Below are 1,026 nucleotides of genomic sequence, written 5' to 3' on the forward strand. Positions count from 1 at the left end.
GCCCCCGGACCAGCCCGTCGGTGCACAGCACCAGCAGGTCCCCCGGCACCAGTCGCACCTCGGCCTGCCCGTACTCCGCACCCGTGACCGCGCCCAGCAGCGCACCCTCCGGCCGTGCCAGCGCCCGGCCCGACCCGCCCCGGAACAGCAGCGGCGCCGGATGGCCGGCCTGCGCCCAGCGCAGCGTCCCCGAAGCCGGGTCGTAGCGGCAGCACACCGCGCTGCCCAGCGCCGGCTGCGCCGCGCACTCCAGCATCTCGTTCAGGTGTCCCAGCAGCATGCCCGGACGGATCCCGGCCACCGCCATGCCGCGCAGCGCGCCCAGCACCATCGTCATCGCCGACGCCGCGGACAGCCCGTGCCCGGTCAGCCCGCCCGCCGTCAACAGCACCTCGCCGTCCGGCAGTCGCAGCGCGTCGTACCAGTCGCCGCCGATGCCGGTGGGCGCACCGGAGGGCAGATGCCGCCCGGCGAGATCCAGTCCGGCCGGCCCGTCCGGCAGCGCGGCGGCCGCCCGCCACGGCGGCAGGACCGCCTCCTGGAGCTCCACGGCGACCCGCTGCTCCACCCGCTCGATCTGGTGCCGGCGCTCCAGGGAGTCCCGCGAGGCGCGCACCGCCCGCTCGCTGCGCCGCAGTTCGCTGACGTCCCGCAGCACCGCCCACATCGACGCGGTGCACCCGTCGGCGTCCAGGACCGGCTCGCCGGTCATGTGCACCGTCCGCACCCGGCCGTCGCCCCGGACGATCCGGAACTCCCCGTCCAGGGACTTGCCGTCCACCAGACAGCCCGTCACCATCGTGGTCAGCAGCGGCTGGTCCTCCGCGAACACCACGGACGGCAGCTCGTCCAGGGCGAGCGGCCGGGAGCCCTGCGGCCGCCCGAAGAGGGTGAACAGCTCGGAGGACCAGTGCACCGCGTCGGTCAGCAGATCCCACTCCGCGCTGCCGACCCGCCCCACCAGCGACCCGCCCGCCCGCGCCGGCGCCCCGCCCGCCACCGCGGTCCACGCCCCCGCCCCCTCGC

Annotated in this window: 1 protein-coding gene; it reads right to left on the minus strand. The window is 77.0% G+C overall.

Going from position 1 to position 1,026, the window contains the following annotated elements:
- A partial coding sequence (locus C6N75_RS20770) for a PP2C family protein-serine/threonine phosphatase (protein ID WP_105870423.1) occupies positions 1-1,026 on the minus strand: 1,026 nt, incomplete at both ends.

The sequence above is a fragment of the Streptomyces solincola genome, from assembly GCF_002982015.1.
GTDB lineage: Bacteria > Actinomycetota > Actinomycetes > Streptomycetales > Streptomycetaceae > Streptomyces > Streptomyces solincola.